Origin of the sequence: Duganella sp. 1411 (assembly GCF_017833525.1) — a bacterium.
Classification (GTDB): Bacteria; Pseudomonadota; Gammaproteobacteria; order Burkholderiales; family Burkholderiaceae_D; genus Rugamonas.
Genome location: NZ_JAFICD010000001.1, coordinates 244380 through 264179, shown reverse-complemented (window position 1 = coordinate 264179; position 19800 = coordinate 244380). Strand labels below are relative to the sequence as shown.

Sequence of the window (19800 nt, the reverse complement as noted above, 5' to 3'; positions counted from 1 at the left end):
GGCCGAGAAAAATCTCAGGCCGTATTAAACAAGCCAGCCCCGTGTCGTGTCAAGCTCTGCACTGTAGAAAAGTGGGCCAAAATAAAAAACAGGCGCTATAAAAGCGCCTGTTTTGGCAATACCAGATACTAATACCGAACAAAAGTTAGTGTTTTACCACTTCCGTTTGGCCGTCGGCTTTGGCGGCCGCGGCGGCGACCGCCTCGACCGGTGCCGTTTCCGTCAGCGGTTCCGGCAGGCGTTCCAGCGCGATTTCCAGCACTTTGTCGATCCAACGCACCGGCACGATTTCCAGTTTGTTTTTGACATTGTCCGGGATGTCGGCCAGGTCCTTGACGTTCTGCTCGGGGATCAGCACGGTCTTGATGCCACCGCGCTGGGCCGCCAGCAGTTTCTCTTTGAGGCCACCGATCGGCAATACTTCGCCGCGCAAGGTGATCTCGCCCGTCATGGCCACGTCGGCGCGCACCGGAATGCCCGTGAATACCGACACCATCGCCACCGTCATCGCCGCGCCGGCCGAAGGACCATCCTTTGGCGTCGCGCCTTCCGGCACGTGGATGTGGATGTCGCTCTTCTCGAACACTTCGTTCTTGATGCCGAGGCGGTTGGCGCGGCTGCGTACAACGGTGCGGGCCGCTTCGATCGACTCCTTCATCACGTCGCCCAGGGTGCCGGTGCGGATCACGCCGCCCTTGCCCGGCATCTGCACGGCTTCGATGGTCAGCAGATCGCCGCCCACCTCGGTCCATGCCAGCCCGACGACCTGGCCGATCTGGTTCTCTTTCTCGGCCACGCCGAAGTCGTAGCGGCGCACGCCCAGGAACTTGTCCAGGTTTTTCGGCGTGACGGCGACTTTCTTCTCCGACTTCTTCAGCAGCAGCATCTTGACCACCTTGCGGCAGATCTTCGACACTTCGCGTTCCAGCGAGCGCACGCCGGCTTCGCGGGTGTAGTAGCGGATGATGTCACGCAGCGCGGCTTCGCTGACGGCGATCTCGTCTTCCTTCAGACCGTTGTTCTTGATCTGTTTAGGCAACAAGTAACGCTGGGCGATGCTGGTCTTCTCGTCTTCCGTGTAACCGGACAGGCGGATCACTTCCATGCGGTCGAGCAGCGCCGGCGGGATGTTGTACGAGTTCGACGTCGCCACGAACATCACGTCCGACAGATCGAAGTCGACCTCGATGTAGTGGTCCGAGAACGTGTGGTTCTGTTCAGGGTCCAGCACCTCGAGCAGCGCCGACGATGGATCGCCGCGGAAGTCCGCGCCCATCTTGTCGATCTCGTCGAGCAGGAACAGCGGGTTGCGCACGCCGACCTTGGCCAGCGATTGCAGCACCTTGCCCGGCATCGAGCCGATGTAGGTACGGCGGTGGCCGCGGATCTCGGCCTCGTCGCGCACGCCGCCCAGCGCCATGCGCACGAACTTGCGGTTCGTGGCGCGGGCGATCGACTGGCCCAGCGAGGTCTTACCCACGCCCGGAGGACCGACGAAGCACAGGATCGGCGCCTTCAGCTTGTCGACGCGCTGTTGCACCGCGAGGTATTCCAGGATGCGTTCTTTCACCTTGTCCAGGCCGTAGTGGTCGCCCTCGAGCACTTTCTCGGCGTTCGACAGGTCGTTGTTGACCTTGGATTTCTTCTTCCATGGCAGGCTGACCAGGGTGTCGATGTAGTTGCGCACGACGGTGGCTTCGGCCGACATCGGCGACATCAGTTTCAGTTTTTTCAGCTCGGCGGTGGCCTTGTCCAATGCCTCTTTCGGCATCTTGGCCAGCGCGACCTTTTTCTCCAGCTCGTCCAGGTCGGCGCCGTCCTCGCCCTCGCCCAGTTCCTTCTGGATGGCTTTGACTTGCTCGTTCAGGTAGTACTCGCGCTGCGATTTTTCCATCTGGCGCTTGACGCGGCCACGGATGCGCTTCTCGACCTGCAGAATGTCGAGTTCGCCTTCCAGCTGGCCCAGCAGATGTTCGAGGCGCTTGGCGACGCTGAAGATTTCCAGGATCACCTGTTTCTGCTCGAGCTTGAGCGGCAGGTGCGCGGCGACGGTGTCGGCCAGGCGGCCGGCGTCGTCGATGCCCGACAGCGAAGCGAGGATTTCAGGCGGAATCTTTTTGTTCAGTTTGACGTACTGGTCGAATTGCTGAACGATGGCGCGGCGCATCGCTTCGATTTCCGAATCGTCGCCCAGCTCGGAGTCGAGCGGCGTCAGGTCGGCCACGAAGTGCGTCGGCGTGTCGGTGATGCGGTTGATGCGCGCGCGCTGGGCGCCTTCGACCAGCACCTTCACGGTGCCGTCCGGCAGCTTCAGCATTTGCAGAATATTTGCCACGCAGCCGATCTCGTAGATATCGGAGGCAGAAGGTTCGTCCTTGGCGGCCGCTTTTTGCGCGGCAAGCATGATGCTCTTGCCCTGCTCCATTGCGGCTTCCAGCGCCTTGATCGATTTCGGGCGACCTACGAACAGCGGTATCACCATATGCGGGAAAACTACAACGTCCCGCAGCGGCAATAACGGCAGTTGAGTTTGCTCTGTTAATTTGGAAGTTGTCATGGCGTACCTTATGTGAAAGCGTGATTATGATGTGGGCGCTGATAAGCCGAATCACAAGACCAGACTGCAAGAAATAATTCTTTAAAAAAAAGAGTCTTTTCAAAGAGGCCAGCCCGTTCTAAAAGAACAACCCAATAAAAAAGCCACCCGCGACAGCGGCTGTCACGCGTGGCTTTTCGAATGAAGCCTGCTCTTTTATTGATTTAAATTGTACCGCCTTGCCTCACGGATGCGAAATGAATTTTGCGTCCGCGTGAGGCAAGTGTGCACAAGTTATTTAATTCTCACCAGACGCCTTGGCCTGGTCTTGATATATCAATAAAGGTTTGGCGCCACTGGTAATCGTATTCTCGTCGATAACCACTTTGGTGACATTGGTTTCATTGGGCAGTTCGTACATCGTATCCAGCAAGGCGTGTTCCAGGATCGAACGCAGGCCGCGCGCGCCGGTCTTGCGCGCCAGCGCCTTCTTGGCGATCGCGTGCAGGGCCGCCGGACGAATCTCCAGCTCGGCGCCTTCCATGTCCAGCAGCTTGGCGTACTGCTTGACCAGCGCGTTCTTTGGCTCGATCAGGATCTGGATCAGCGCCTCTTCGGTCAGTTCCGACAAGGTGGCGACCACCGGCAGGCGGCCGACCAGCTCGGGGATCAGGCCGAACTTGATCAGATCCTCCGGTTCCGCCTCGAGCAGCACTTCGCTGGCGTTGCGTTCCTTCTTGCTCTTGACGCTGGCCGAGAAGCCGATGCCCGATTTTTCCGAGCGGTTGGCGATGACCTTGGCCAGGCCGTCGAACGCGCCGCCGCAGATGAACATGATGTTGGTGGTGTCGATCTGCACGAAGTCCTGGTTAGGATGCTTGCGCCCGCCCTGCGGCGGCACCGACGCCATCGTACCCTCGATCAGTTTCAACAGCGCCTGCTGCACGCCCTCGCCCGAGACGTCGCGCGTGATCGACGGGTTGTCGGACTTGCGCGAGATCTTGTCGATCTCATCGATATAGACGATGCCGCGTTGAGCTTTCTCAACGTCGTAGTTGCAGCTCTGCAACAGTTTCTGGATGATATTCTCAACATCCTCGCCCACATAGCCCGCTTCGGTCAAGGTGGTGGCGTCGGCGATGACGAACGGCACGTTCAACATGCGCGCCAGGGTCTGCGCCAGCAAGGTCTTGCCGGAGCCGGTCGGACCGACCAGCAAGATGTTGCTCTTGGCCAGTTCGATGTCGTCTTTCTTGCCCAGATGCTTCAAACGCTTGTAGTGGTTGTACACGGCCACCGACAGGATGCGCTTGGCGGTTTGCTGGCCGATGACGTACTGGTCCAGCAAGTCCTTGATTTCATGCGGGGTTGGCAGGTCCGACTTGGCGCCGGCGACGGACTCGATGGCCGAGGTTTCGTCGCGGATGATGTCGTTGCACAAGTCGATGCATTCGTCGCAGATGAAGACCGACGGGCCGGCGATGAGTTTCTTTACCTCGTGCTGGCTCTTGCCGCAAAACGAGCAGTACAGTAATTTTTCGCCGCTGGAGGATTTTTTGTCTGACATGGGGCAGTTTTCTTTGAGTTACAGAATGGCTTTGCTGTTGCAGCGTGTGTGGCGTTCCGGAAAAGTCCGCCTACCACTACATGCTACCCGAAATAAAAACGAAACGCCCGAACGATTGATTCGCCCGGGCGCGTTTTACAGCAATACTGCGCAGCAATGCTGCGATGAAAGCATCAAGCCCGGTTGGACAACATTTTGTCGATCAATCCGTACTCTACAGCCTCTTCCGCCGACATGAAACGATCACGATCAGTGTCTTTGGCGATCTGTTCGATCGTTTGGCCGGTGCGCTCGGCCATGATGGCGTTCAGACGATGACGCAGATACAAGATTTCCTTGGCCTGGATCTCGATGTCCGACGCCATGCCCTGCGAGCCGCCCGAAGGTTGGTGAATCATGATGCGCGAGTTCGGCAGCGAGAAGCGCTTGCCCTTGGCGCCGGCGGCCAGCAGGAAGGCGCCCATCGAGGCGGCCATGCCGGTGCACAAGGTCGACACGTCAGGCTTAATGAACTGCATCGTGTCGAAGATCGCCAGACCGGCCGAGACCGAACCGCCGGGCGAATTGATGTACAGCGAGATATCCTTGTCCGGATTTTCGCTTTCCAGGAACAACAGCTGCGCGACCACCAGGTTCGCCATCTGGTCGTTGACGGGACCGACCATGAAGATGATGCGTTCCTTGAGCAGGCGCGAGTAGATATCGTACGAACGCTCGCCGCGACCGCTTTGTTCGACCACCATCGGCACCAGGCCGAGCATTTCAGTGTCCAGCGCCGGATTACGGTTAAAACCAGTCATTCTATTTCCTTGTGAAGCAGCTAGGCCGGAGAGGCAATATTACACCAAATTGTTACATCCAACTTGGTGCGCATCACGGCTCCGGCCGGTGCTGAATTACGCTTGAGCGTTGCTTCCCATCAGTTCGTCAAAGGCCACAACCTTGGACGAAGTCTTCGACAGGCCCAGGACGTAGTTGACGACGTTTTCTTCCAATACAAGGGCTTCCACCTCGGCCAGGCGGCGGCGGTCGCTGTAGTAGTACTTCAGCACTTCGCGCGGGTCTTCGTAGCTCTGGGCGAAGTCTTCGACTTGCGCTTTGACCTGCTCAGGCTGGGCTTGCAGCTTGTTCTCGCCGACCAGTTGCGACAGGATCAGGCCCAGGCGCACGCGGCGCTCGGCTTTTTCAGCGAACAGTTCTTGTGGGAATGGCACGTCCTTGACGTTCATGCCGCGCTGTTCCATGTCCTGGCGGGTCATTTCGGCCAGGCGCTCGCTGTCTTGCGCGATCAGCGTCTTCGGCACGTCCAGGGTGGCGGTCTTGACCAGCGCATCCATGACGGCTTCCTTGTTGCGGGCCTTGACGCGGCCGGCGACTTCGCGCTCCAGGTTGACTTTGATGTCTTCGCGCATTTTGGCGACGTCGCCATCGGCCACGCCCAGCGACTTGGCGAATTCGGCGTCGACTTCCGGCAGGTGCGCCCATTCCAGCTTTTTCAGCGTGATGGTGAACGAGGCGGTTTTGCCGGCCACGTCTTTACCATGGTAGTCCTCTGGGAAGGCCAGCGGGAAGGTCTTGGACTCGCCCACTTTCAGGCCGACGGTGGCGGCTTCGAATTCCGGCAGCATGCGGCCTTCGCCCAGCACGAACGGGTAGTCTTCCGCTTTGCCGCCTGGGAACTCAACGCCGTCGATCGAACCGACGAAGTCGACGGTGGCGCGGTCGCCGTTGGCGGCAACCGGCTCGCCGCCGTCGCCGTGTTCGCCGGCTTCGCCCTTGGTGTGGAAGTGCACGCGCTGTTTGCGCAGGATTTCAATGGTCTTGTCGATTTCAGCTTCCGAGACCTCGGCCTTGACGGTTTCGATTTCCACCGTGGTCAGGTCGCCGACGACCACTTCCGGGTAGACTTCGAACGTCGCGTCGAAGGTCAGCACGCCTTCTGGCGAGTCTTCCTTCGGCTGGATGTTCGGGTAGCCAGCTACGCGCAGCTGGTTTTCGTTTGCGGCGTCGTTGAAAGCGCGGCCAACTTTGTCGTTCAACACTTCGGTCTCGATCTGATAACCGTACTGTGCTGCGACCATTTTCAGAGGAACTTTACCCGGACGGAAGCCTGGTGCCTTAGCCGTTTTGGCTTGCACTTTCAGGCGTTTCTCAACTTCGCTGCGCACTTCGGTCAGCGGGAAGGAGATCGTGATACGACGTTCGAGTTTGCCCAAGGTTTCGACTGCAGTTGCCATGTAAAAATCGTCCAAAAAAATAGTATTACAGTTGGTGCGAGGAGGGGGACTCGAACCCCCACACCATTGCTGGCGTCAGGACCTAAACCTGGTGCGTCTACCAATTTCGCCATCCTCGCGGCATGTTTGCACAAAAGCAAAGGGCGACCCGTAAGTGAAAACGGTCGCCCTGGCCCCACTATTTTCCGTGGGAGCTTTCAACTTCAACGCGGTATTCTAACGGGTTTTTTAGCGAAATGTGGTGATTTTTAAACTATCACCAGCATTCCGCTGTTTTTCGCTTATTTTTGCCTAATAAACCCGCAAAGCGGCCGGTTTTGGGGTCGTACCCCGTACGGGGTACGACCCCGCCGTTAATGGGTTTTAACAGGCTTCTTCACCCGGAACCACGCCGCGTACAGCGCCGGCAGGAACAGCAAGGTCAGCGCGGTCGCCACGATCAGGCCGCCCATGATGGCCACCGCCATCGGCCCCCAGAACACCGAGCGCGACAACGGTATCATCGCCAGCGCGGCGGCGGCCGCCGTCAGGATGATCGGACGGCAACGGCGCACCGCCGATTCGACGATCGCCGTCCAAGGATCGTGGCCGGCCTTGATGTCCTGCTCGATCTGGTCGACCAGGATCACCGAGTTGCGGATGATCATGCCGAACAGCGCGATGATGCCGAGGTTGGCGACAAAGCCCAGCGGCCGGTGCAGCAGCAACAGCGCCATCGCCGCCCCCGCCACTCCCAGCGGGCCGGTCAGGAACACCAGCAGCGCCCGCGAGAAGCTGTGCAACTGCAGCATCAGCAAGGTGAAAATGATGAAGATCGCCAGCGGCAGGTTGGCCGCGATCGAGGCCTCGGCGGTGCCGCTGTCGGCGGCCGCGCCCTTGATCGTGATCTTGTAGCCGGCCGGCAGCGCGTCGCGCAGCACCTTGAGCTTGGGCTCGATCTGGCTCGAGACGGTCGGCCCCTGGATGTTGTCGCCCACGTCCGATTGCACGGTGATGGCCCATTCGCGCCCTTCGCGCCACACCACGCCCGGCTCCCACACGAAGTGCGCGCGCGCCAGTTGGCTGATCGTCACGAACTTGCCGCTGGCGGTAGGAATATTGGTGTCGTTGAGGATCGAGATCGTGTTGCGCTCGTTGAGCGGCTGGCGGATCTGGATGTCGATCAGCTTGATGTCCTCGCGGAACTGGCCGACGGTCGTGCCCGACAGTATGGTGTTGGCCGCCCGCATCACGGTTTGCGACGTCACGCCGACGGCGCGCATCTTGTCCTGATCCAGGTCCAGCCGCAGCACCTTGACCGACTCGTTCCAGTTGTCATTGACGCCGACCGTGTTCGGGTTGGCGCGCATGACGTCCTTGACCTGGTCGGCGATGGCGCGCACCTTGGCGACGTCGGTGCCGGTGACGCGGAACTGCACCGGATATGGCACCGGCGGACCGTTCGGCAGCAGCTTGACGCGGCCGCGCACCTCGGGGAAATCGTTCTTGAACACATCGACGATCTTCTGGCGCAAGTCGGCGCGCGCCTTCAAATCCTTGGGCAGCACGACGATTTGCGAGACGTTGGTCTGCGGCAGGATCTGGTCCAGCGGCAGATAGAAACGCGGGCTGCCGGTGCCGACGTAGCTGGTCACGCTGACCACGCCCGGCTGCTGCTTGATGAAGGCCTCGAATTTCTTGACCTGGGCCTCGTTGGCGGCGAAGGTGGTGCCTTCCGGCGTCCACATCTCGACCATCAGCTCGGTACGGCTCGAATCCGGGAAGAATTGCTTCTCGATGAAGTTGAAGCCGTACACGCCCAGCGCGAAGATCGCCAGCGACACCACGATGGTGGTCTTGCGGTATTCGACGCACCAGTTGACGACCGCGCGGAAGCGGCGGAAGCCCGGCGTGTCGAACAGGTCGTGGTCGTTGCCGCCGGACGCGTGCGGCTTAACCTTCAGCAAGATAAAGCCGAGGTAAGGCGTGAACGTGACCGCCACCACCCACGAGATCAGCAGCGCCAGGGCGTTGACCGAAAACAGCGAGAACGTGTACTCGCCGGCGGCCGACTTGGCCAGGCCGATCGGCAGGAAGCCGGCGACGGTGATCAGGGTGCCGGTCAGCATCGGGATCGCGGTCGACGTGTAGGCGAAGGTGGCGGCGTCGAAGCGCGACATGCCCTCCTCCATCTTGCGCACCATCATCTCGACGGCGATGATGGCGTCGTCCACCAGCAGGCCCAGCGCGATGATCAGCGCCCCCAGCGAAATCTTGTGCAGGTCGATGTCGAGCATGCGCATGAACAGGAACGTCACCGCCAGCACCAGCGGGATCGACAGCGCCACCACCAGGCCCGGACGCACGTCGAGCCGGAACGGCTTGCTGTGCAGGCCGAGCGCGACGAAACTGACGGCCAGCACGATCAGCACCGCCTCGATCAGCGTGTGGACGAACTCGCCGACGGAGGCCTTGACCGCCTCCGGCTGGTCGGACACGCGCTCGAGCTCGATACCGACGGGCAGCTTGGCCTTCATCTCGGCCACGGTTTTCTCCATGTGCTTGCCGAGCTCGATGATATTGCCGCCCTTCTCCATCGACACGCCCAGGCCGATCACTTCCTTGCCGTTGAAGCGCATCTTGTCGCCCGGCGGGTCCTGGTATTGGCGCTTGATGGTGGCGAAGTCGCCCAGGCGGAACGTGGTGCCGTTGGCGCGCAGCTCGAGCTCCTCCAGGTCCTTGACCGTCTTCAGCGCGCCGGTGACGCGCACCTGCAGGTTGTCGGTCGGCGTGACCAGCACGCCGGTCGACTCGACCGTGTTCTGGGTGGCGATCTGGTTGGCGATGGTCTCGATCGGGATGCCCAGCTGGGCGAACTTCTTGTGCGAGAACTCGATGTTGATCTTCTCGTCCTGTACGCCGAACAGCTCGACCTTGGACACCATCGGCACGCGCAGCAGTTGCTGGCGCGCGAAGTCGGCGTAATCCTTCATCTCGGCATAGGTGAAGCCGTCGCCGGAGAGCGCGAAGATCGAGCCGTAGGTATCGCCGAACTCGTCGTTGAAGAACGGTCCCTGCACGTCCGGCGGCAGGGTGCCGCGGATGTCGCCGATCTTCTTGCGCACCTGGTACCAGGCTTGCGCCACGTCCTTGGGCGGCGTCGATTCACGCAGCTTGAGCGTGATCAACGTCTCGCCCGGCTTGGAGTAGCTGCTGATCTCGTCGATGCCCGGCGTTTCCTGCAGTTTCTTTTCCAGCTTGTCGGTGACCTGCTCGGCCATCTGCAGCGACGTCGCGCCCGGCCAGTTGGCGCGCACCACCATGGCCCGGAAGGTGAACGGCGGATCTTCGTCCTGGCCCAGGTTGCTGTAGCTGAGCGCGCCGCCGATCAGCAACACCGCGATCAGGTAGCGCGTCAGCGGAATATGTTCGAGCGCCCAGCGTGAGAGGTTGAATCCTTCCTTCATTTGGCGGCCTCGACGACTGCGGGCGCGGCCGGCGCGTTGGGTTTCGCCACCGGCACCTCGCTGCCGAGGATCTTGACCTTCTGGCCCGGCTTGAGCAGGTTGACGCCGGCCGTGACGACGGTCTGGCCGGGCTTGACGCCGCTACCCAGCACCAGGTCGTTGCCGGCGACGCCGGCGATGGTCACCGGCACCAGCTTGACGACGCCGCCCTCGACCACCCACACCGAGGTGACCGATTTCTCGCTGAACAACGCCGTCAGCGGCACCTTGATTTGCGGCGTCGCCGTCTTAGATGCGAACTGGACCACGGCCGTCATACCCAGCTTGGCCTCCTCCAGGCTGTCGGGGATGGTCACCTTGGCGGTGTAGGTGCGGGTGGCCGGATCGGCCACCGGCGAGATTTCGCGGATCTTGCCGGTCACCGCCTTGGACGGATCGGCCCACAGCCGCACATGCACATCCGAAATCTTGCGCAGGGTTTCGACCTTATCCTCCGGCAAGCCGATGACGATTTCCTTCTCGCCCGACTTGGCCACGCGCACCACCTCGGTGCCGGGCTGCACCACTTGGCCGACCTCGGCCGACACCAAGGTCACGACGCCGTCGACGTCGGCCACCAGCGCCGCGTAGCCGGCCTGGTTGGACTGGCCGCGGTAGGCGGCCTGCGAGGCGTCGACGTTCGACTGCGCCGACTTGAAGGTCGATTCCTTCTCGTCGAGCACGGCCTGGCTGACGAAGTTCTTGCTGCGCAGCTCCTGGTAGCGCTTCAGTTCGGCCTTGGCCAGGTCGCGGCTGGTTTCAGCGGAACGCAGCGCGGCCAACGCCTGCGCTTGCGACAATTGCAAGTCCTGGGGATCGAGCTGCATCAGCACCTGGCCCTTCTTGACCAGCGCGCCGACGTCAACCTTGCGGCTGACGATCTTGCCGGCGACGCGGAAGCCCAGGCGCGACTCGACACGCGCGCGCACCTCGCCGGAGAACTCGGCGTTGACATCGACGTCGCTGCTGCTGAGCACGATCGCGCGCACGGGACGGATGTCCTCGGTTTTTTCGGCGGGTTTGGAGCACGCCGACAGCGTGGCGGCCATCAGCAATGCGATTAACAGGGGGGGAATCTGACGCGGGATTTTGGGGGCGACCACAGTACTTTCCTTTTCCTTGCTCTAGAGTGTAGTTGGCACTACCATTACGGGTTGGAAATAAATGACTTTCCGTTAATTAATTATAAGCCGAGCAAATTCGTTTGCAAATGACTTTTGCGTCATTAATCTAAAAATATTGCTTTAGGCTGGGTGTGTATGTCAGTTGATCACTACGAGAATTTCCCTGTTGCTTCCATTTTGTTACCAAGTCGTCTACGTCCGGCGGTCGAAGCCATCTACGCCTTCGCCCGCAGCGCCGACGACCTCGCCGACGAGGGCGATGCCATGCCGGAGCAGCGGCTGGCCGCGCTGAGCGCCTACGAAGCCGCGCTCGACCGCATCGCCGCCGGCGACAGCGGCCACGCGCCGATGTTCGAGCGGCTGGCGCAGGTGGTGCGCGAGTACCAGTTGCCGCTGCAGCCGATGTACGAGTTGCTGTCGGCCTTCAAACAGGACGTGGTGGTGAGCCGCTACCAGACCTACGACGCCGTGCTGGACTATTGCTCGCGCTCGGCCAATCCGGTCGGCCACCTGATGCTGCATCTGTACGGCGCGGCCGACGAGCGCAACCTGCGCGATTCGGATGCGATCTGCAGCGCGCTGCAGCTGATCAATTTTTTGCAGGACGTGGCGATCGACCTGCAGAAGGAGCGTATCTATATCCCGCTGGAGGATCTGAACCGCTACGCCATCCTGCCGGGCGCGCTGGACCAGGCCAGCGCCCGTCCCCGCTGGCGTTCGATGATGAAGTTCGAGGTGGATCGGGCGCGGGCGCTGATGCTGAGCGGCGCGCCGCTGGCGCTGCGGCTGAAGGGGCGGATCGGCTTCGAGTTGAGGATGATGGTGCAAGGCGGCCTGCGCATCCTGGACGCCATCGAGGAGGCCGAATACGACGTCTTCCTGCACCGGCCCAAGCTGACCAGGCGCGACTGGTTGGGCGTGTTCTGGGCAGCGCTACGCATGAAACGGCAACCGAAACAACCCTGAGGGTCGGTGCCGACATTCGGACATTTCGAAGTTTCTCGCCGAGATTTCGAGCAAAAAGGCGGGAGATTTCTGGTTTTATAGCGGAGTGCCGGCAGCCAGAGGACGCCGTCAGCGACTCTGCAAAAATGCAATCTTATCCTTGGTCTCGTCGCCGAAACCGGCAAATTCGTCGTCCGTGAACAAGCCATTTCGTCGCAACAATAAGATGCTTAAAAAGGCTTGGGAACGTCTCATGTCATTAAATGTTTGACCAAGCTCGCGATCCCGTTCCTGAATAAGCTTGCACACCGCCAGGTAGCGCGGATGCGCCGCCTCCTCGTGCCTGGATGCCGCTTTCTCGACTTCCGAAAGTATTTGACGACAATAGCGGTCAAGTAGCACCGGCTGCAATTTCCGCAAGTGTTTCCAATCCGACTCTGCAATAGAGTGCACGACTTCACCTCAACAGCTAACGACAAGACCTTATTTTATCGATTTTCGCCCACTCATCACAGTCTCGCCGCGCTCACGAAGCTTTGAGCCGGATCACATCGCTGGCTATGTCTTACAACGGATAAGCGAGCGGGCATAAACTGTGACGATGCCAGTGCGCGCGCTCGACGAAGGCATGTGGATTTGCATCAGCAAATACCATCTGATTTATTCCCCGGACCCATCCGGCAAGGTTGAGGGTCACACCGATGAAAGCCTACTACATCGACCTCGGGTTCAAAGACGTGCGAATTGGCATGTATGACGCGTTCGATTTCGACAGCGACGGCATTCCCCGCTATCGCTATCCGTCGGGGCTCCAATACAACATCACCTTCATCTGTCATTTTGCGCTCTACCAACACTCGCGTCTTATCAAATTCGGGCGAACCGACGACCTGAAGCTGTTTCTCCATGTCAGCGATTGGATAATCAACCATGGCGAAGAAACCGACGATTCCTTTTTGTTCCCCTACGCTTTTCCCTATATCTACTCGTACATCCGCCTGTCCCCGCCCTGGATTTCGGCGCTGGGACAGGGACGCATTCTCTCCGTTCTCGCGAGGGCGTACGAGTTGACAGGGAACGACCGTTATCTCTGCGTGGCGCTCAAGGCGATGAAGCCGTTCGAGGTCGCGGTCGCCGAAGGCGGCGTGCAATCCCGCTACCCTGACGGCGGGATCGCCTTCGAGGAATATCCGGGCGGCGCGCCGAACGTCGTACTGAACGGCTTTATCACCTCGCTCGTCGGCCTGTACGATCTCGCCGACACCGGCAAGTCGCGCCGGGCCGCCGAGCTGTTCCTTCAGGGAATCGAGAGCCTGGAAAACAATCTCCACCGTTATGACCTCAAGTACTGGAGCGCCTATGACTTGACCGGACTTGTCGCCAACGGCAGCTATCACCGGTATCACATCATGCAGTTATGGGCATTGTACGAAATGACCGGGAGCGACACATTCAAGAAATACACATCGAAGTGGCAGGGCTACCGAAAAGGCCTGCGGTTTCATGCTTTCTTTCTCCTCACGCGCGGCCACACGCGGCTGATGCGATATATCTAAACCCGCAGGCAAGGAGCTTTGAAGCCTTGGCGTGGCGACGCCGGATCAGCCGCCGCCGGCGTCGCGCTGCACAATCGGCAGCACCACGCGGAACGTGCTGCCACGCCCCACCTCGCTCTCGACCTCGATGCGCCCACCGTGCTTTTGCACGATGCCGTACGTTACCGACAAGCCCAGCCCGGTGCCCTTGCCGATCGGCTTGGTGGTGAAGAACGGGTCGAAGATGCGCTTGAGGTTGTCCGGCGCGATGCCGCTGCCGGTGTCGCCGACCGAAAACCACACGTGTTCGCCATCGACGCCCGTGCGCAGGGTGATCCTGCCGCGCCCCGGCCGGATCGCGTGGGCGGCGTTGACCACCAGGTTCATCACCACCTGGTTGATCTGCGACGACAGGCATTCGATGTCGGGAATGTCGCCGTACTCCTTGACGACCTCGGCGTTGTACTTGATTTCGTTGGCGACGATGTTCAAGGTCGAGTCGATGCCCAAATGCAGATTGAACAGTTGCCATTCCTTCTGCGTGTCGGCGTGCGAGAAATCCTTCAGGTCCTGGACGATGCGCCGCACCCGTTCCAGTCCCTCGGTCGATTCGGCCATCAGTTCCGGAATATCGCTGCGCAGATAGCCCAGGTCCATTTCCGCGCGCATCGCCTTGAGCCGCGACACCACCTCGGCCGACGCGATGGCCGACTCGGCCTCCTCGTATGCGCTGAGCATGTCGCACAGGCTGGCGACGTAGCGCCGCAAGGTGGAGAAGTTCGAATGGATGTAGCCGACCGGGTTGTTGATCTCGTGCGCCACGCCCGCCGCCAGCTGGCCGATCGACGCCATTTTGTCCGATTGCAAGAGCTGGTTGCGGGTCGCCTCCAGCTTGCCATTCAACTCCCGCAATTCGGCGTTGCTGATGCTGAGCTGGTCCATCATCCGCTGCTTGTCCGCCAGCTGCTCGGCCAGTTGCCGGTTGCGCTTGCCCAGCTCCTGCGACATCACCTCCAGCGAGTTTTCGATCAGCAGCCGGTCATGCTCGAAGCTGGCATAGGCGTCGTCGACGGCCTTGCTCAGGCCTTGCAGGTCGGTTTGTCCGTCGCGGCAGTACTTCTTGAGCTGGCGCGCCAGCAATGGATGCATGGCCTATTCCTCGCTGAAGGTGGTGACGGTCATGGTTTGATTGTGCAGCTCGCAGCGGGTCAGCGCGCTGCGGGGCGCGATCTCGCCGTACGAATAGAAGCCGGTCAACGTCGCGCGCGCGCCCAGCACTTCGGCCACGCCCTCGGTCTCCTCCTCGATGCGCTGCTGGAGCACCAACTTGCGGCCGATGCAGCTGATCAGGATGGCCAGCTCGGGCGCCTGGCCATCCAGCTGGGCCAGCGTGCCCTCGGCGGCACCGATGGCGCCATCGACCAGCCGGTTGAAATTGGCCTTCATCAGCTGCGCGCGGGCGCCCACCGGCATGTCGCCGGCAAAGGTCATGCTTTGCGCCCCCTCGTCGACACCCAGGATGGTGCGTACCACATAGGTGTCGGCGTCGGCCAGATGCAGCGCCAGCGGGAACAGCAAGCCCGACGATGGCAAGTCCTCGGCCTGCTTGCCGAGATAGGTCTTGTACAGGCTCAGCGCCGACTCGCCGTCCAGCTCGAAGAGCGTGTTGCCTTCGGCGCGCGTGATCAGCCGCTCCGGCCCGAAAGCGTCCCAACCGCCAAGCGAGCCGTAGCCGACGCGCAGGCGCTCGCCGTAAAAACCGATGGCGGCGATGCGGTGCGGCACGGCCGGGGCGTCGGCCATGACGACGGTGACGCCAAAGTCCGCGCCGTCGCCGGCCAAGCCGCCGGTGACGTTGACGCCGGGCGGCAGCGAGGTGCGCAAGCCCTGCACCAGTTCGCTGCCGTTGACGGCCAAGCCGTCCGACAGCACCAGCACATGGCGCAGTTGGTCGCCCAGCAGTTGTGCCGTCAGCGCGGCACCGGCCTGGCGGCTGTCGCCGGCCAGCTCCAGCGTCGCGGCCACCAGCGCGACGCGGGTGGCGGCGAAGCCGACGGCGGTGATGACGAGGCTGGCGTCATGCACCTCGGTGCCGCAAATCTCGCCGGCGGTGCTGCAGCCGGCGATCACGGCGTCCGGGCAGGCCTGGCGCAGCGCCGGAAACAGCGATGCCGATTGCAGCAGCGCGCGGGCGCCGAACACCAGCAGCAGATCGGCGTCGGCCGGCAGCGCCAGCGCGCCGACCTCGGTATCGGTGGTGTGGAATTGCGCGATACGCATGGTGTTCTCCTCGGGACGGACGGGGATGCCGACCTGAAAACGATTGTAGTGAAATCGCTTCACGCTGTCGCTTGATTTCCCCCACGGCAAGCCCGTTTAGGCAACCGTGCAACATTTGTCGCCGATGGGAACAGCACCGGCCGCTCGAAGCCAGCAGTAGATGCAAGCCGTGGTACGGGGTTGTGCTGAGCCTTGGCGTTCTGAACCTCGGCTCTGCTGGCCCCACTCGACTCAGTGGTGTAGACTTAATCTGTACAATTGCTAGTACATGTCGCGTGGAAGCGACCCCGGCGCTACTGCGCACTATGAAAGCAATGGAGTGCAAAATGAGAATCATCAACTTTTCCGATGCCCGCAGCAGTCTTAGGTCAGTGATCGACCAAGTGGTTGAGGATGCCGATGTCACCGTCATCTCCCGCCGCGACGCACCGGACGCGGTAATCATGTCCTTCGACCATTACAGCAGCCTCATGGAGACTGTTCACTTGCTGAGTTCACCTGCCAATGCGGCGCACTTGGCAAAATCAATCGCTCAGGCGCGCGCGGGCCGGGCTCAACCTCGGGAACTGGTCAATATTCCCGATTCAGACTGAACGCAAATGCGCAACGTGAAATTCACGGATGAGGCGTGGAATGACTACCTCTACTGGCAAACGCAAGACAGGAAAACACTGAAGCGCATCAATGATCTGATCAAGGACGCGCGGAGAGATCCCTTCGCCGGCATCGGCAAGCCTGAGGCGTTAAAGCACAGCCTCTCCGGATTCTGGTCCAGGCGAATCGATGAGACCAATCGTTTAGTCTACGAAGCCACGGACGAGGATTTAACCATCATTTCATGTCGCTATCACTATTGATGGCGTTACGCGCTCAGCAGTAAATACAAGCCGCGCACGACTAAATCGTTTCCACTGCACAATATCCACTTCTTGTGTTAAGGTCCGGGAAAAGTTACGAGGTGTAATCATGTTGTCACATAACCCCTATTTCGGGCTGGCCATGGGCCAGTCGCAGCGCCCCGACACCGAAACGTCGAAGATCGTGGAGCTGGGCGTGCGCCTGCAGCAAAGCCACGGCAAGGCATTCGCGTCGGAATTTCTGGTGCGGCGCGCGATCCCGGTCAACGTCATCGTCCGCGTGCTGTCCGATCCGCCCGGCCGCCGCCGCGCTAGCCGGATGCCGGCGGGCCTTTAAGCTCGACCACATTGCCCTCGGGATCGGTCAGATAGATCGACGGCCCCTCGCCTTCGGCGCCGTAGCGCGATTCGACCGGACCACCCGCCACCCCGTGCGCGGCCAGATGGGCCCGGATCGCCGCCTCGTCGAACGGTTCCACCCGCAGACAAAAATGGTCCATATTGCGGCCCTCGGCACCCGGCGCGGCGCCGCCCATCCTGCCCAGCTTGCCGTCGACCGGGACCAGGTCGATCATCGACGCGCCCGCGCGCAATTGCACCAGGCCGATGGCGTCCTGGCGTTTCTCGACCGGACAGCCCAAGACGGTGCCGTAGAAATGCAGCATCGGTTCCAGTTCGGCGACCCGCAGCACGATATGGTCGATTTCCCGGATATGTATCATCGCGCCCCTCCGTCAAATATGGAAATGATGACTATAACCCAACCCCCATCCATGCACTGAACACTATAGAATAGCGGCTTCGATAGTCCACCCGTGCTTTTTTATTCATGTCCCCCGACGACTACTGCCAGCAAAAGACCGCCCAGAGCGGCTCCAGTTTTTACTATAGTTTTCTGTTCCTGCCGCCGGAGCGTCGTCGCGCCATCACCGCCTTGTATGCCTTTTGCCGCGAGGTCGACGACACCGTCGACGAATGCACCGACGAGTCCGTCGCCCGGATCAAGCTGGCGTGGTGGCGCAAGGAAATCGCCAACATGTACGAGGGCAAGCAGAGCCATCCCGTGACGCAGGCGCTGCAGCCGCACCTGGCCATCTACAAGCTCGAGCAGCGGCATCTGCAGGCCATCATCGACGGCATGGAAATGGACTTGAACCAGACCCGCTATCTGGACTATCCGGCGCTGACCAGCTATTGCTGGCACGTGGCCTCGGTGGTCGGCATCCTGTCGGCCAGCATCTTTGGCGCGACCAAGCCCGAGACGCTGCAGTACGCGGAAAAGCTGGGCCACGCCTTCCAGCTGACCAACATCATCCGCGACGTCGGCGAGGACGCGCGCAAGGGCCGCATCTATCTGCCGATCAACGAGCTGCAGCAGTTCAACGTCACCGCCGCCGACCTGCTCAACGCCCGCCACAGCGAGAACTTCGAAAAACTGATGGCGTTCCAGTCCGCCCGCGCCCAGCAGGCGTACGACGACGCCTTCGCGCTGCTGCCGAAGGAAGACCGGCGCGCGCAGCGTCCGGGCCTGATGATGGCCGCCATCTACCGCACCCTGCTGACCGAAGTGGAAAACGACGGCTACCACGTGCTCACGCAGCGCATCTCGCTCACGCCCATCCGCAAACTGTGGCTCGCCTGGAAGACCTATATTCGTGGCTAACGACGACGCCGTGACCGGCTCGCCGGAGGAAAAACGCCTGGCCGCGAAGGCCGAACCATCGAGTTCCCGTTCGGTCGCCGTCATCGGCAGCGGCTGGGCCGGCTGCAGCGCCGCCGTCGAGCTGGCGCGGGCCGGCTTCAAGGTCACCTTGTTCGAGGCGGCGCGCACGCTCGGCGGACGCGCGCGCCGCGTCGAGACCGACCGCAAGCTGCTCGACAACGGCCAGCACATTTTGCTCGGCGCCTACAGCGAGACCTTGCGCCTGATGAAACTGGTCGGCGTCGAGCGCGACCGGGCCTTGCTGACCCTGCCGCTGCAAATGCGCTATCCGCCCGGTGGCGGCGGCATGGACTTCGTCGCGCCGCGCCTGCCCGCGCCGCTGCATCTGGCCACCGCGCTGCTGCGCGCCAAAGGCCTGTCGCGCGCCGATAAAATGAGCCTGGCCCGCTTCTCGAGCACGGCGCGCTGGATGGGCTGGCACCTCAACGACGATTGCAGCGTCAGCGAACTGCTGCAGCGCTTCGACCAGACGCCGCGCCTGATCCAGCTGATGTGGCGCCCGCTGTGTCTGGCGGCGCTGAACACGCCGCCCGAGCGCGCCTCGGCCCGGGTGTTCCTGAACGTGCTGCGCGACAGCCTGGGCGGCAAACGCGCCGCCTCCGACATGCTGCTGCCGCGGGTGGACCTGTCGGCGCTGTTCCCGGACGCCGCCTCGGGCTTCGTGCGGGCGCATGGCGGCGCCGTGCGCACCGGCGCCAAGGTGCAGGCGCTGCGCTCGATCGAAGGCCGGCTGTGGCAGGTCGACGTCAGCGGCGCGGCCGTCGGCGGCACCTGGAGCACCTATTTCAACGGCGTGGTGCTAGCCACCGGCGCCACCCAGGCCGCCGCGCTGCTGCACGCCGTGCCCGAATGCGACACCACCGCCGTGTGCGCCCAGTTGACAGCGTTCGAGCCCGAGGCCATCACCACCGTCTACCTGCAGTACGACGCCGCCACCCGGCTGGCGCTGCCGTTCTTCGCGCTGCTGGAGGACCCGGACAATTACCAGTGGGGCCAGTTCGTGTTCGACCGCGGCCAGCTCGACGCCGACCAGGCCGGCCTGCTGGCGGTGGTGATCAGCGCCTCGGCCGGCGTCGCCGCGCAGGAGCAGGATTTGCTGGCGGAGGCGGTCGCGGTGCAGCTGGCGGCGGCGTTCCAGCGGCCCGAGCTGGGCCGTCCGGCATGGTTCAAGGTCATCACCGAGAAGCGCGCCACCTACGCCAGCACGCCGGGACTGGCGCGTCCGCGCAACGCCAGCGGCCTGCCCGGCCTGGCGCTGGCCGGCGACTACACGGCCGGCGACTATCCGGCCACGCTGGAGACGGCGGTGCGCAGCGGCGTGGCGGCGGCGGCGCTGCTCAAGGGCATACCTCCGGATATTGCGTAAAAATTAATCACCCAAGCCTGGAGCAATCCCCATCTGGTGTCCGAATTCTGTCGCCTGCCCCGCGATTTGCGCAGCCTGTCACATGGCGTTGGCGTGTGGACGCGCATCTGCGTACAGTTGCACCATCGACAAAGACGTATATTGG

At 61.7% G+C, this 19800-nt stretch carries 17 protein-coding genes and 1 tRNA gene; 7 read left to right on the top strand and 11 right to left on the bottom strand.

Annotated features, from left to right (window positions below; genetic code table 11):
• Positions 1–145: 145 nt before the first annotated feature.
• The 7 genes from lon to JOD97_RS00995 all read right to left on the bottom strand — a co-directional run bounded on the left by lon (position 146) and on the right by JOD97_RS00995 (position 10928).
• Positions 146–2557 (bottom strand): endopeptidase La, encoded by a 2412-nt coding sequence (lon, locus tag JOD97_RS01025; RefSeq protein ID WP_209712780.1) that lies wholly within the window; start codon positions 2555–2557, stop codon positions 146–148.
• A gap of 277 nt (positions 2558–2834) precedes the next feature.
• Complete coding sequence (gene clpX / locus JOD97_RS01020) at positions 2835–4103, bottom strand: ATP-dependent Clp protease ATP-binding subunit ClpX (protein ID WP_090319072.1); 1269 nt, start codon at positions 4101–4103, stop codon at positions 2835–2837.
• 173 nt (positions 4104–4276) lie between these two features.
• On the bottom strand, positions 4277–4903 hold the full coding sequence (gene clpP / locus JOD97_RS01015; protein ID WP_209712779.1) for an ATP-dependent Clp endopeptidase proteolytic subunit ClpP: 627 nt from the start codon (positions 4901–4903) through the stop codon (positions 4277–4279).
• A 96-nt stretch (positions 4904–4999) separates the two neighbouring features.
• Positions 5000–6340 carry a trigger factor gene (gene tig, locus JOD97_RS01010; RefSeq protein ID WP_209712778.1) on the bottom strand — a complete coding sequence of 447 codons (1341 nt, stop codon included), beginning with the start codon at positions 6338–6340 and terminating at the stop codon, positions 5000–5002.
• Positions 6341–6372: 32 nt separating this feature from the next.
• Positions 6373–6459 (bottom strand) — tRNA-Leu (locus JOD97_RS01005).
• A 234-nt stretch (positions 6460–6693) separates the two neighbouring features.
• A complete protein-coding gene (locus JOD97_RS01000; protein ID WP_209712777.1) occupies positions 6694–9786 on the bottom strand; it encodes an efflux RND transporter permease subunit in 3093 nt (1030 codons plus the stop codon).
• Positions 9783–10928 (bottom strand): efflux RND transporter periplasmic adaptor subunit, encoded by a 1146-nt coding sequence (locus JOD97_RS00995; RefSeq protein ID WP_373999765.1) that lies wholly within the window; start codon positions 10926–10928, stop codon positions 9783–9785. The genes JOD97_RS01000 and JOD97_RS00995 overlap by 4 nt, the downstream gene beginning before the upstream one ends.
• Positions 10929–11084: 156 nt before the next feature.
• On the opposite strand from JOD97_RS00995, the gene hpnC reads away from it, so the two are divergent.
• Positions 11085–11915 (top strand): squalene synthase HpnC, encoded by an 831-nt coding sequence (hpnC, locus tag JOD97_RS00990; protein ID WP_209712776.1) that lies wholly within the window; start codon positions 11085–11087, stop codon positions 11913–11915.
• Between the two features lie 108 nt (positions 11916–12023).
• Here the strand turns inward: hpnC and JOD97_RS00985 are convergent, their stop codons facing one another.
• Positions 12024–12347 (bottom strand): hypothetical protein, encoded by a 324-nt coding sequence (locus JOD97_RS00985; protein ID WP_209712775.1) that lies wholly within the window; start codon positions 12345–12347, stop codon positions 12024–12026.
• A gap of 248 nt (positions 12348–12595) precedes the next feature.
• Between JOD97_RS00985 and JOD97_RS00980 the strand changes: the two genes are divergently transcribed.
• On the top strand, positions 12596–13450 hold the full coding sequence (locus tag JOD97_RS00980; protein ID WP_209712774.1) for a D-glucuronyl C5-epimerase family protein: 855 nt from the start codon (positions 12596–12598) through the stop codon (positions 13448–13450).
• A 45-nt stretch (positions 13451–13495) separates the two neighbouring features.
• Here the strand turns inward: JOD97_RS00980 and JOD97_RS00975 are convergent, their stop codons facing one another.
• Entirely contained in the window at positions 13496–14578 is a 1083-nt protein-coding gene (locus JOD97_RS00975) for an ATP-binding protein (protein ID WP_209712773.1), read from the bottom strand.
• Positions 14579–14581: 3 nt separating this feature from the next.
• Complete coding sequence (locus JOD97_RS00970; protein WP_209712772.1) at positions 14582–15709, bottom strand: FIST signal transduction protein; 1128 nt, start codon at positions 15707–15709, stop codon at positions 14582–14584.
• A gap of 326 nt (positions 15710–16035) precedes the next feature.
• Between JOD97_RS00970 and JOD97_RS00965 the strand changes: the two genes are divergently transcribed.
• The 3 genes from JOD97_RS00965 (at position 16036) to JOD97_RS00955 (ending at position 16903) form a co-directional block, all read left to right on the top strand.
• Positions 16036–16302, top strand: coding sequence for a type II toxin-antitoxin system Phd/YefM family antitoxin (locus tag JOD97_RS00965; protein WP_209712771.1), 267 nt, complete (start codon positions 16036–16038; stop codon positions 16300–16302).
• A gap of 6 nt (positions 16303–16308) precedes the next feature.
• The gene (locus tag JOD97_RS00960; RefSeq protein WP_209712770.1) at positions 16309–16566 is read left to right on the top strand and encodes a Txe/YoeB family addiction module toxin; all 258 of its coding nucleotides are present in this window, start codon (positions 16309–16311) and stop codon (positions 16564–16566) included.
• 109 nt (positions 16567–16675) lie between these two features.
• A complete protein-coding gene (locus JOD97_RS00955) occupies positions 16676–16903 on the top strand; it encodes a hypothetical protein (RefSeq protein ID WP_229264132.1) in 228 nt (75 codons plus the stop codon).
• Here JOD97_RS00955 and JOD97_RS00950 read toward each other — a convergent pair.
• The gene (locus JOD97_RS00950; protein WP_209712769.1) at positions 16878–17288 is read right to left on the bottom strand and encodes a VOC family protein; all 411 of its coding nucleotides are present in this window, start codon (positions 17286–17288) and stop codon (positions 16878–16880) included. The two genes, JOD97_RS00955 and JOD97_RS00950, sit on opposite strands and share 26 nt — an antisense overlap.
• A gap of 107 nt (positions 17289–17395) precedes the next feature.
• On the opposite strand from JOD97_RS00950, the gene hpnD reads away from it, so the two are divergent.
• Entirely contained in the window at positions 17396–18229 is an 834-nt protein-coding gene (gene hpnD / locus JOD97_RS00945; protein ID WP_209712768.1) for a presqualene diphosphate synthase HpnD, read from the top strand.
• Positions 18222–19655: a hydroxysqualene dehydroxylase HpnE gene (gene hpnE / locus JOD97_RS00940; protein ID WP_373999764.1), complete on the top strand. Its 1434-nt coding sequence runs from the start codon at positions 18222–18224 to the stop codon at positions 19653–19655. The genes hpnD and hpnE overlap by 8 nt, the downstream gene beginning before the upstream one ends.
• Positions 19656–19800: the final 145 nt, after the last annotated feature.

What these genes read in the sequence shown, in the direction of transcription:
- lon (WP_209712780.1), bottom strand. Translation starts at nt 2,557, where the DNA reads ATGACAACTTCCAAATTAACAGAGCAAACTCAACTGCCGTTATTGCCG.
- clpX (WP_090319072.1), bottom strand. Translation starts at nt 4,103, where the DNA reads ATGTCAGACAAAAAATCCTCCAGCGGCGAAAAATTACTGTACTGCTCG.
- clpP (WP_209712779.1), bottom strand. Translation starts at nt 4,903, where the DNA reads ATGACTGGTTTTAACCGTAATCCGGCGCTGGACACTGAAATGCTCGGC.
- tig (WP_209712778.1), bottom strand. Translation starts at nt 6,340, where the DNA reads ATGGCAACTGCAGTCGAAACCTTGGGCAAACTCGAACGTCGTATCACG.
- JOD97_RS01000 (WP_209712777.1), bottom strand. Translation starts at nt 9,786, where the DNA reads ATGAAGGAAGGATTCAACCTCTCACGCTGGGCGCTCGAACATATTCCG.
- hpnC (WP_209712776.1), top strand. Translation starts at nt 11,085, where the DNA reads ATGTCAGTTGATCACTACGAGAATTTCCCTGTTGCTTCCATTTTGTTA.
- JOD97_RS00980 (WP_209712774.1), top strand. Translation starts at nt 12,596, where the DNA reads ATGAAAGCCTACTACATCGACCTCGGGTTCAAAGACGTGCGAATTGGC.
- JOD97_RS00975 (WP_209712773.1), bottom strand. Translation starts at nt 14,578, where the DNA reads ATGCATCCATTGCTGGCGCGCCAGCTCAAGAAGTACTGCCGCGACGGA.
- JOD97_RS00970 (WP_209712772.1), bottom strand. Translation starts at nt 15,709, where the DNA reads ATGCGTATCGCGCAATTCCACACCACCGATACCGAGGTCGGCGCGCTG.
- JOD97_RS00965 (WP_209712771.1), top strand. Translation starts at nt 16,036, where the DNA reads ATGAGAATCATCAACTTTTCCGATGCCCGCAGCAGTCTTAGGTCAGTG.
- JOD97_RS00960 (WP_209712770.1), top strand. Translation starts at nt 16,309, where the DNA reads ATGCGCAACGTGAAATTCACGGATGAGGCGTGGAATGACTACCTCTAC.
- JOD97_RS00955 (WP_229264132.1), top strand. Translation starts at nt 16,676, where the DNA reads ATGTTGTCACATAACCCCTATTTCGGGCTGGCCATGGGCCAGTCGCAG.
- JOD97_RS00950 (WP_209712769.1), bottom strand. Translation starts at nt 17,288, where the DNA reads ATGATACATATCCGGGAAATCGACCATATCGTGCTGCGGGTCGCCGAA.
- hpnD (WP_209712768.1), top strand. Translation starts at nt 17,396, where the DNA reads ATGTCCCCCGACGACTACTGCCAGCAAAAGACCGCCCAGAGCGGCTCC.